Origin of the sequence: Paenibacillus sp. S28 (genome assembly GCF_016624415.1) — a bacterium.
Lineage (GTDB): Bacteria > Bacillota > Bacilli > Paenibacillales > Paenibacillaceae > Paenibacillus_AQ > Paenibacillus_AQ favisporus.
Genome location: NZ_JACVTM010000035.1, coordinates 1 through 11558, shown reverse-complemented (window position 1 = coordinate 11558; position 11558 = coordinate 1). Strand labels below are relative to the sequence as shown.

Sequence of the window (11558 nt, the reverse complement as noted above, 5' to 3'; positions counted from 1 at the left end):
AAGCCCCGCAAATTCGTCACGGTCAGCGAATAGGTGATCGTCTCGCCTGGCGCGGCCGTATTCCGATCCGGAAGCTTTTCGATAACAATCGCAGGACCCGGTGGCTCAAGCACAACCACCTCAGCGATTGTCTCCTGAAGCGGCGTCTGGTCAGAGCTGACGGTAAACTGATTCAGGAAAACGGTGCCGGGGACCGCATCTGCGGGAATCGTGAACGTAGCCGTACGGGTAATGGTCTCATTCGGCTGGAGTACGGGGATCGTCTCACTTATGCCCAGCAGACTATCGTTCAGCACGACATTCGTCTGCGGCTCATTCAGCAAATTCGTCACCGTCAGCGTATAAAACACCGTCTCGCCCGGGATGGCCACTGCACGGTCTGCCTCCTTCAGCAGAGACAGTCCGAAGCCCGTAACCGTAACGAGCGATTCGACCTCCTGTGGTCCGGTTTCAGCGGATTCAACCGTGAGAATGTTAACGATATCAGATCCGATCGGGGACTCCCGCGGGATGGTAAACGGAAATGCAAGTTTACGAACTTCCCCTACCTCCAAATCGGGCACCAACAAATCGAGACCAAGAACCGGATCCAAGATACGAATACCAGTCAGCTTTACATTCCCGATATTCTCCAAAATGAGAGTATACTGAATCGTCTGTCCCGGTGCAACGAAGGTCGTATCCGGAATCTTCATGATCCCCAGTCGAGGGACAGCAAGCACCGTCACTTCCTCATTAGCGAATACAGGCTCGGATTGATCGCTGAAGGCAACCGCCGTATTCGTAAACGTCTGTGGAGGTGTCTCCAGCGGGACGAAGAATGGAATCGTAAAAATTTGGCTTTCTCCGATTGAAAGCACGGGAATCGAAATTTCAAATCCGGTGAGATCGTCCGTTACATGGACATTGATAATATCCGTATTCCCGGTGTTGATTATCTCAATCGTAAAGATGACCGTTTCGTCCGGAAGAACGAATCTGCGATCCGCCGTCTTATGGATCTCCAGCCTGGGAACGGGCAGCACCTCGACCACCGTTCCCACTTCCTCCGGTTCCGGCAGATTAAGCGCCGTTATCGTCAAGATATTGGAAATCGTCAGACCGGCCTGCGCATCCGGAGGAATAACGAAAGGCCAATCAATGCTAATCACCGCCCCGACGGGAATGTCGCCGATCAATTCTTCCAGCCCGATCAACGGATCAACGAGGTGGACATTGAGCAAGTCGGCCGTGCCGTGATTTTCGAGAATAATCGTAAAAATGACCGTCTCCCCAGGGGCCGCAGCCGGTGGATTCACGATCTTGGTCGCTACCAAGACGGGAGAACCCGTCACGAGAATTTCCGTCTCTGAGGTGAAGGGTTCTCCGAACTGATTATCGGCGGTGACCCTCACGACATTTCGGAATAACCCAAGCGGAAAGTCGACCGGAATATCGAACGGGAATTCGAATATTTGAAACGAAAAGGGAGGGATGTTAGGAATGAAATGTAAAATGCCAATCAACGGGTCATCAATGATCACATTTGTAAATATGAAACCCGTCGGATTATGGATTTCGATAAAATAGGTCACTCGTTCCCCCGGACTTACTTCAAAGCGATCCGTAAATTTTTTGACCAGCAGTTCAACGCCAAACTCGGTGAATTTCATGACAAAGGCATCGCCGCTTCCGCGCAGGAACGGCTGAACCACGCCGGGCGTAATCGGAAAATCGGGGGAGAACGTCTGACCTGTTAAATAAACGTTGTTTTCGTTATCAACCGCGACGGCACTGTCTGCGTCGCTCGAACCGCCGCCAATGAAAGTGGAGAAAACGAGCGAACCGCCGTCTATGTTTAATTGCGTAAGGAAGCCATCTCCGCCCTCAGTAAAATGGCGGATGGCGTCAGGCGTAATCGGGAAATTAAACGAACTGGTACTTCCCGTTACAAAAGCGAAGCCTGAGCGCACGGCGATGCCGCTGCCTGAATCCGTCCCATCTCCGCCTAGAAAAGTCGAATAGACCAGATAGTTGCCTTCTGAACTCAATTTCGTAACAAAGGCGTCGGAAAGTCCGCCGCCGTAAAAGGGCTGGAACGCGCCTCCCGCAATCGGAAAGTCGAACGAAGTGGTGCTCCCCGTCACGTAAGCCTGACCAGACTGATCCACCGCTATGCCCCGGCCCTCATCGTCACCGCTGCCGGAAAGGTAGGTCGAATAGATGAGATCAGACCCGTTTTCATTGACTTTCGATACGAAGGCGGCTATTACACCAGTTAATGAAATTTGGAACGCTCCAGGTGACGTCGGAAAGTCCGCGGAGGTGGTTATCCCTGTTACGTAGGCGTTGCCTGCAAAGTCTACCGCGATGCTGCGCGCCACGTCCGTTCCGGAGAAGCCTCCTACAAAAGTGGAATACACAAGGTCCGTCCCGTTTGGATTCAACTTCGATACAAAAGCGTTTTCCAGGGTACCGGCAAGACCGGGCTGGAACGCGCCGGCTGTAACAGGGAAATCGAAGGAATTTGTCGAGCCCGCCACATAAGCGTGGCCAACACCGTCGAGAGCGATACCGAATCCGGTATCCACTCCCTGTCCGCCAAGAAACGTCGAATACACGAGGAAGCTGCCGTCCGGGCTTAATTTGGTTACGAACGCATCTTGATTCCCGCTTATAAAGTTACGAAAGGCTCCCGGAGTAGTCGGAAAATCGGGGGATAGAGTCTGCCCGGTCACGTAGGCGTGGCCCGAGTCGTCCACCGCAATGCCGTTGCCTTGATCCGCGCTGCTGCCGCCGAGATAAGTTGAATATTCTAGCGCGTTTCCAAACGGATTCAATTTCGAAACGAATACCGTTGTAGATCCGTCTTTAAAGGGTTGGAATGCCGGGCCGGCGATCGGAAAGTCGAAGGAGGCGGTTACCCCCGTCACATAGGCATTGCCGAATGGATCCGCTGCGATACTAAGGCCTGCATCACTCTCGGATCCTCCCAGGAAAGTGGAGTAGAAAAGCGCTGGATCGATGACTAACTCATAGTCCGAACGATACCCTTCGCCGACTTCGAAGCCGTAAACGCAAGCTTCTTGTCCGTCCTTCAATACGAATCGGCTGTCTATGGCAACCTTTCGGCCATCGATCACCTGATAGCTGACAGGTTTCTCCTCCGCCAAATCGCCATACAAGGTGTGAATCTGGAGATCCCCTTCCTTGTTCAAGGATAACGCTTCGGCACCGCGGTAAGCCAACCGGACATCGCCAAGTTTGGCACCGGGCTTCACAACGACATCGTATTTGAACTTTCCGTGTGATCCATAGAATACCAGGTCGATTCCCTGCCATAGCTCCCGGTAGACGATCTCTTGATAGGTCGAAAGGCCAGTACGCCACTTCGAAGGATCATTGCCTATCAAATAATGGACCTTTTCCTCGGCTTGCAGGCGCCCTTCCATTTGCACGGCCTTGTTCGTGTTAAGAAATCGCAGGGAGAGCCCCCTCGCCTCTGCTGCTTCCGGTTGATTTCCAGTGAAATCAAAGTGAACTTCTTCTGAGGAAAAACCGATTCGGCATCCGGGCTTATTGGATAAGTAACGGATGTCTTCACGAGACTGCCCCACGTTTGCCACAAATGTCAGCGGGAAGTTCCAAAGCGCCCCCAAAGGCGTTTGCTTGTTTACATTCGGTAACATAGGTTCACCTCTTGTTATCATATTTTTCGTTAAATTGCTTACCGGTTTGATTCGGTTCTATAAAATCATCCTCCTCGCTTTCCACGTACTCTCTTTATCCCTTTTTATAATCAAACGGAGATGAGGTATGTGGAGAACAGAAAATGGCCCTAACTTTTATATATGATCCAGATTTTAGCATATTGCTTTTCTGCATTTGTAAAATTATTGGATATTGTTGAAGCCTACAAGTGCAGTCAATTCTGTCAGTGAGCCTGCCATGGTGATAAAAGCGAGGATAACGGACGGCAGCCAATTGATTACTGGCCGCCGTCCATTCATGCATATTGAGCCATTCGTTTGTTGAACGAAGGATCCAAAGCAACTTGAGGAGGAAGAGGATGTTTGACGCAATGGCTGATCCCCTTACAAAGTACTAACCTCTTATTTGCATGAGTACCGGGCCATAAAATTTCTCGCCAGGATATAAGGCTGAACTGTACAGCCCCTTGGTCCGCGGCAGCGGTTATTCCGAGCCTTGGCTTAAGCTTAGTTCACGGTAACTGAAGTTATATATGGAGCTCATTTCTGACTTTTCATAATCGAACCCTATGTGCGGAGAAGTACAAAGGAGCTCCGATCAGGAGCTCCTCTTCGTTTGTATGGACAGTTAGGGATCTTTATTTAGCTATTGTATCCCACCGTCTTCCTTAAAGCATTGCTTCAGAATGTGTCAATAACCACTCACTGAGACGCAAAAGGAGCAATCGCTGTTTTACGGATTTAATGGAATCAGCTTTAAATCCGTCACTTGCAACATGGTAGAGTCACTGCTGCTGTGTAGGGTAAAAAAGTTCTTCTTTCATCAACAGTGATGCGAAAATTCACAGCATCTTCATATGCTTCAATAAATTTTAGTATATTATTCCATATTGAGCATTCGGGGTCTTGGTGTGCATTAACTTTGAGAAACATGAAAGCCATGGAGTAGGATAGCTCATGGATTCGCTGCCTATGGGCAAAAAACCGAAATCCAAGTAAACCGCACCATACAAGTTCTTGTCTTTTTCGGCAAACGATATATGTTCTTGTCGTCGGGTTTTGACAAGAACATATATCGTTAAAAAAAAAAGCCGCAGCTACGCGGCTATTTAAGCATGTATGTTTTTGTCGTCTTACATTTTTTCGCAAGGGTACGCCCATCTTCTGCATACATTTCTTCGATTTGCTTAACACTTAGGTGTCCAAAATTTATTTCTCATACGCTGGTCCTGCGTCAACAATTAGACGTAAGACCTCTACGTAATCTTTAAACGCAGTTCGTCCGGTTTCGGTGATTGCAAGCCAAGTTCTTGGTCGTTTTCCCACATATCCCTTAATTACTTCCACGTATCCAGCTGCTTCAAGGACACTAAGATGTTTAGATAATAGGGAATCGCTAACCTCAATTGCATCACGCAAAAATTGAAAGTCAACTCGTTCCGCCGGAGCAAGTGTTGCCATAATAGATAGCCGCACCGGTACATGTATCAATTCATCCAACTTATGCCGAAAATGGTTCTCCGATGAGTTCATGAACGCCACACCCGCCAAGCTCCATACCAACATGGTATTGCTGGCAAAACTCCCAGAACTACTACCCAAATGGAGAGGTGATCTGGATGCGCCAAAAGGCGAAAAATCACATCCACCAAAACCAACCCGCAAAAAATCCAGGTAACAGGAAATTGAAGCCGCCAATAGACTTTACTGACCACTTGTTGCCTGGCAGCGAAGAACAGTGCGAATAAGCCTAGAATAGGCACTGCAAGTGTAACAACATATTGCAGCCATCCAGTTGTTACGGGAGGAGCTAACACGCCGAAAGCAGCGATTGCGATCCCCAACATAAACCATAACCATCCCGTCCAATGACCTCCGAGTCGAACTTTATGTTCCAGCCGTTTGATTTCAGTGAGTGCATCTTGGGCATCAATATTATTTTTTTCATGGACCACAACATCCCCTCCATTCAATTAATTGAATATTATCACATACTTTACTATTATTCAAGTAATTGAACAGTCTAATTATGAATAAGACTGCAAGCCGGAATTGAGGCTAATGACTCAGTGACTACCTGACTCCCGGACCTGTCTTCCTCTTCTTGCTTGTGTTCCTGTGCGCCGACATTTCCCATCCGTTCCAGCAGCGCGGCGTAATAGGCCTTCTTCTCCAACGACAGCGATTGGACAGTCTTGAGCTGGTTCATCTGTTCTTCCAGCTCTCCGATATGGCGGTCCAGAATCTCGATTCGCTTATGCAGCGTCTACGATACGTCATATTCCGGCATGTCGGGATTCGTCAGCAGGCAGCCGTCGCCCGTGAATCCGGCAATATCCTCCAGTTTCATGCCCGACAGCTTCAACCCATGGATGAACCGGATCATCTGCAGGTCGGCTTCGCTGTACGTGCGGATGCCCGCGCCCTCTCCGTTATGCCGCCGGGGCTTCGGCAGCACGCCGATTTTCTCGTAGTACCGCAGCGTAAACGCCGTAATTCCGGTCAGTTTCGCGAGTTCGCTGATGGCGTACATTGGCCTGCACCGTCCTTTATAACGATTAACTTCCGATAAGAACGATTTTACCCGCAGTTTGCGACGTTTCCAAGAGCGCGTGCGATTCAGCGGCGTCGCGCAGCGGGAAGCGGGCTGCGATTAGCGGATTGATTTTGCCCTCGGCCAGCAGATCGAACACCTGCGCCAAGTCTTCGCGGAACCAGTCGGGGCGCTCTTTCCTCAGTGTCGTGATGGAATACAGGGAGGCCGGATTGCCATGCGGCGTCCGCTTCTTCTCGGATAAGGCGGATAAGTAATTATCCCCGTTACTTCTGAAGTGAAGTTTTTTTGTTGTCTCGAATAGCATGTTTTTTGAGACAGGAAATAAGTATAAAAAGGCAACTGAGTGTTCTCAGTTGCCTTTTTATACTTATTTATAATTACGATCTCTTTCTAGCCCATCTAAAGTATCCCCGAGACATTATCCCCGTAAGTTACTTATAAGCGTACCATATTTATACCAATATGGTGTAATTTGTATGAAAATAAAGTTTTAGACTGAACAACTTGATCTAACGGGGCTTATGAGGTCAAAAATAGTTAGCTTTCAACAATTAAGTATTAGACTAGCACAAAAAATCAAACAGCGGCGGACCAAGACTGAAAAATAAAGTCTTAGACTACCGCTGTTGTCATTCAACTCCCTCGGTACGATTTAATTTTCTCACGAATGCTCGCTTATTCGCAGGATTTCGCCCGGTTGGTTAAGGATAAAAGACATGAAGGGGAACTCCGTGTTAGACTTCGGCAACATGAAGGCGCACGGGAATAGAGGGGAATATATACTGCCCCATTTAATTCCATTTACTGCATGCTTTCTCAACGCCGCCAGTTACGGGTCGATGCCCTTTGGTTGAATATATCCGGTACTCCGTGCTTTTTTAAAATCCTGCGAATAAGCCAAAATTTGTACGACGAAACGGTTAATTATGTTTAAGCTGCCACTTGAATTGGCTTCTTTTTATGCGTATTGTAAGCCTCATTGCTACGAGCCATTCCGACGAGACCCGTGCCAATTTACCACACAGTTTCATCAAAGACCTTATTTTCTTCATCTTTTTAACCTGTACATATTGTATGCATGCAACGCTTTAAACTCTGGATTGTTTCCAACCAAACTCAAGGTCATCATCATATGCATATGGACAAATCCTGGGAAATTTAACCTGACCAGCATTTCGAAGTTCGATAAATTGCTTAATGCCAGGCTTAGAGCAATTCGATCATTCCTCATCATTGCCACAGAGTGTTTTTCCTATGTCCACTATAAGGTGCACTTCATGTGAACTAGGCTTTTTTTGACGACGTTGTAGTAAAAGCACATGGACGAATCACTAACTAAGATCCGTTTACATACTCTAGACTACTGTAATCTTCAATTATTTTTTTAGGGAGAGGTACTCAAAATATGCCTGCTATTTTGAAAAGCGGTCTAAAAGTTGCGGAGCCTGTCATTCATTTACCCAATTACTTTGTTCCGAATATCGGACAGGTAAATGAACCAAGGATTCGATACGTATCGAAAGGCTCAAATGTTCAAGCTTTGTTTACGTCCAGTGAAGTCATTTTTACTTTTTCGGATAGTTCACACCATAAAGTAAGAAAACAGCCGAAGATCGAAATACCACACCAGGAGAGAGAGGTACGGAGCACCCGTCTAGATTTCCGCTTCCTGAATGCCAATCCAGATGTTCATCCGGAAGGAACCGGGGAGTTGAATAGCAAGATCCATTACTTTAGAGGCTCGGATCCTTCTAAATGGCGTACTGATATTCCCACGTTTCTACGGATCATATACCCGAAACTATGGCCCGGGATTGATCTGGTATTTCGAAGCGAGGGGCCAAACATCAAATATGAGTTTATCGTTCAACCAGGAGCCAATGAAGATGCTATTCAGTTTGCATATGTGGGAGCGGAGAAAATCTCGCTCGATGAAGAAGGAAATTTGGTTGTCGATACCTCAATTGGTGCATTAATTGATCCCTGCCCGGTCTGTTATCAGGAGATGGATGGACAACGAATAGAAGTCCCGGGCTCGTTCATCCTTGTACCCGATGATAAAAATGGTCTCACGATTGGGTTTCAAATTGGCGAGTCCTATGACCGTAGCGCTCCTCTTATTATCGATCCAGGATTAATCTACTCCACCTACTTGGGCGGTTCAGGCAATGATGAACCATTTGGGATTGCGGTAGATGTCTCTGGCAATGTCTATGTTACTGGTATAACGACATCTACAGACTTCCCGATCACGCCAGGCGCTGTACAAACGACATTCGGCGGGGACCGGGAGGTGTTCGTAACCAAACTAAATCCAAACGGAACCGCTCTCGTTTATTCCACTTATCTAGGCGGTTCGGCTAGCGATTCAGGACAGAATATCGCAGTTGATAGTGCTGGAAACGCCTATATCACGGGACGAACGTACTCCGACGACTTCCCGGTTACTCCCGGCGCCGTACAGACGATGTTCGGAGGTTCTAGCGATGTCTTTGTGACCAAGCTGAATGCCGCCGGAAATGCACTTGTCTATTCCACCTATTTAGGCGGAGACGGAGATGATTATGGTCTCGGAATAGCAATAGATAGTACGGGTGAGGCGTATGTTACAGGATTAACAGCTTCCTCCAATTTCCTGACGACGCCCGGCGCTATTCAAACTGTTTATGGAGGCAATAACGACGGGTTTATTTCCAAGTTGAACACCACAGGAACTTCGCTTGTCTATTCCACTTTCCTTGGTGGATCAGGTGGGGATAATGGCACGGCAATTACGGTAGATAATGCAGGAAATGCTTATGTGACAGGGAATACGGCTTCTATTAATTTTCCAACGACCCCTGGAGCTTTTCAAACTTCGAGAAGTGGCACCGGCGATGTGTTTGTGACCAAAGTAAATCCCTCTGGAAGTTCCCTCGCCTATTCTACTTACTTAGGTGGATCGTTGACCGAATATGGGTACGGCATTTCGGTCGATGCCACAGGAAATGCCTATGTGGGAGGATACACTCGTTCTACTGATTTTCCAACCACCCCCGGAGCCTTTCAACCGACGTTTGGTGGTACTAACGATGCATTTATGACCAAGTTGAATCCGGAAGGAAACTCTCTCGTCTATTCAACCTATCTAGGCGGAACCAATACCCAAATCGCTTATGGCAGCGCCCTTGATCCATTCGGCAATGCCATTCTTACAGGTTACACGCTTTCGGACGATTTTCCGACTACCCCCGATGCGATTCAATCGACAATCGGGGGTCCAAGAGATGCATTCGCAACCAAACTTAATTCTGATGGTAATGCCCTGGTCTATTCCACCTTATTGGGAGGAACGGGAGTGGATAGCGGTGCTGCTATCGCAGTGGATGCCTTAGGTAACATGTATGTTACGGGCTATACCCTTTCATCCGACTTCCCGGTTACCTCAGGAGCCTTTCAGACGAGACCAGGCGGTTTGGTTGATGTGTTTATTTCCAAGTTCGGTTTAGTACCTGATCTAAAGGTTGTCAAAACCGCCGATCGATTCGAAGTCCGGCCGGGAGAGACGGTGACCTTTTTTATCGAAATAACCAACCCAAGCGTCGTGACGCTTACGAATGTAAGGATTGAGGATCCGCAGCTCGGCTTTTTTACGGTTCTGCCTGAATTGCCTCCATTTGCAGTGCAAATTTTCGAGGTCTTCTTCCATGTTCCGCCGGAAGCACCTCCGGGATTTATTACGAATGTCGTAACGGTAATATCCGATCAAATTCCTGAGCCGCAATTTGCAAAGTCGGAAATCCTCGTCACGGAAGCACCTGCCCTCCTGCTTACCAAGACCGTGAACCCACCCGCCGCGGCCCCGGGAGAATTGGTCATCTTCACGATTACCATCCAGAACATGGGGAATGTCGGCTTGATCAACGTACGGATTACCGATCCGCTCATCGGGCTGGATGAAACCATCAACGAAATTTTGGTGGGGGAAACGGTCACGATCAATTGGCCGTTTGTCATCCCGCCTGAAGCGTTGGCCGGAATCACGATTGCCAACCTGGTACAGGTTACCGCTGACAATCTGCCTGAACCCGAGACCGTGGGTGCGGTTGTCGAGGTCCTAGCCGTTCCACGCCTCACGCTGACTAAAACCGCAGACCGCACCGCGGTGCCTCCGGGAGAAACGGTTACGTTCACCATTACCGTATCCAACAGCGGGAACAGCGATTTAACGAACATTTCCCTCACGGACGATTTAACCGGATTTAGCACCGTTATTCCCCTGATTGCGGTCGGGCAGACGGATATTTTGCAGGTGCCGTTCTTTGTTCCGCTGGAGTCGCCGCCGCAGACGTTCATCAATACGGTTACGGCCGTGAGCAATGAGACGGAACCTGTAACCGCCAGCGCCGAAGTGACCGTATCCGCCCGCCCGCTGCTTGGGGTCAGCAAGGTGCCGTCATCCTTAACCGTCACGCCGGGCGAGACGTTTACCTACACGATCACGCTGTCGAATATCGGCAACGTTCCGCTGACCAGTATCCGGCTCGCCGATCCGCTCCTCGGGCTTGATCAGACGCTCGGGACGCTTGAAGTCGGAGAGACCACGGAGCTGACGATCCCTTTCACCGTACCGCAGGGAACGCCGATCGGATCGGATATCGTCAACCTGCTTACGGTTACCTCGGCGGAGGCTGGAACGCAGGAGGTCGAATCCACCGTAACCGTCACGGGCGCCGGGCTTTCACTTAGCAAACAGGCGGACCTGGCAGTGGCCTTTCCCGGCGAAACCATCACTTACACGCTGACGGTCACGAATCTGCTGGTCGGACAACAGACGAATGTGGTATTAAGTGATGCGCTGCTCGGCCTGAGTGAAACGGTACCGATCTTGCTTCCTGGCGAAACGATTACCCGAACCGTGACGTTCACCGTGCCATTAGATGCGCCTGCTGGCAGTGTCATCACCAACGCGTTTACGGTTTCGTCGGATCAAACGCCGCCGCAGGAAACGACGGCCGAAGTGGTCATACGAGCGTTTCCCGTTCCGTCTCTGGTCATTCACAAGCTTCCAGACCGCAATACGGCTTTTCCTGGCGAGACGATCACGTACACGTTGACGGTTACGAATTTGCTGTCGATTCCGCAGACGAATGTAATCCTGGCGGACCCACTTCTTGGCCTAAGCGAAACGGTACCGGTCCTGCTACCCGGGGAGACAATCACTCGCACCGCCGCGTTCCCCGTTCCTCCGGATACGCCAGCCGGCAGTGTCATCACCAACACGTTTACGGTTTCGTCGGATCAATCGCCGCCGCTGGTTACGACGGTAGAGG

The 11558-nt window shown here is 49.2% G+C and carries 6 protein-coding genes and 1 pseudogene; 2 read left to right on the top strand and 5 right to left on the bottom strand.

Features of this window, described 5'->3' with window-relative positions; translation table 11 throughout:
- From IAE55_RS33450 to IAE55_RS33430, 5 genes are all read right to left on the bottom strand, one after another.
- Positions 1-3668 (bottom strand): DUF7948 domain-containing protein (locus IAE55_RS33450; RefSeq protein ID WP_200634962.1); only part of this gene is annotated, 3668 nt, incomplete at its 3' end.
- Positions 3669-4898: 1230 nt separating this feature from the next.
- Complete coding sequence (locus IAE55_RS33445; RefSeq protein WP_145156375.1) at positions 4899-5222, bottom strand: winged helix-turn-helix domain-containing protein; 324 nt, start codon at positions 5220-5222, stop codon at positions 4899-4901.
- Positions 5219-5644 carry a hypothetical protein gene (locus tag IAE55_RS33440; RefSeq protein WP_145156374.1) on the bottom strand — a complete coding sequence of 142 codons (426 nt, stop codon included), beginning with the start codon at positions 5642-5644 and terminating at the stop codon, positions 5219-5221. The genes IAE55_RS33445 and IAE55_RS33440 overlap by 4 nt, the downstream gene beginning before the upstream one ends.
- Positions 5645-5955: 311 nt before the next feature.
- Positions 5956-6222 (bottom strand): MerR family transcriptional regulator, encoded by a 267-nt coding sequence (locus IAE55_RS34070; RefSeq protein ID WP_234490053.1) that lies wholly within the window; start codon positions 6220-6222, stop codon positions 5956-5958.
- Between the two features lie 25 nt (positions 6223-6247).
- The gene (locus IAE55_RS33430; protein WP_145156373.1) at positions 6248-6550 is read right to left on the bottom strand and encodes a zinc-binding dehydrogenase; all 303 of its coding nucleotides are present in this window, start codon (positions 6548-6550) and stop codon (positions 6248-6250) included.
- A gap of 1101 nt (positions 6551-7651) precedes the next feature.
- Between IAE55_RS33430 and IAE55_RS34440 the strand changes: the two are divergent.
- Together IAE55_RS34440 and IAE55_RS33425 are read left to right on the top strand one after the other, a co-directional pair.
- A pseudogene (locus IAE55_RS34440) lies at positions 7652-8482 on the top strand (DUF7948 domain-containing protein); the annotation flags it as partial.
- A 57-nt stretch (positions 8483-8539) separates the two neighbouring features.
- A partial coding sequence (locus IAE55_RS33425) for an SBBP repeat-containing protein (RefSeq protein WP_325168713.1) occupies positions 8540-11558 on the top strand: 3019 nt, incomplete at its 3' end.

Coding starts and splice junctions, on each gene's coding strand:
- IAE55_RS33430 (WP_145156373.1), bottom strand. CDS start 6,550: ATGCTATTCGAGACAACAAAAAAACTTCACTTCAGAAGTAACGGGGAT.
- IAE55_RS33445 (WP_145156375.1), bottom strand. CDS start 5,222: ATGAACTCATCGGAGAACCATTTTCGGCATAAGTTGGATGAATTGATA.
- IAE55_RS34070 (WP_234490053.1), bottom strand. CDS start 6,222: ATGTACGCCATCAGCGAACTCGCGAAACTGACCGGAATTACGGCGTTT.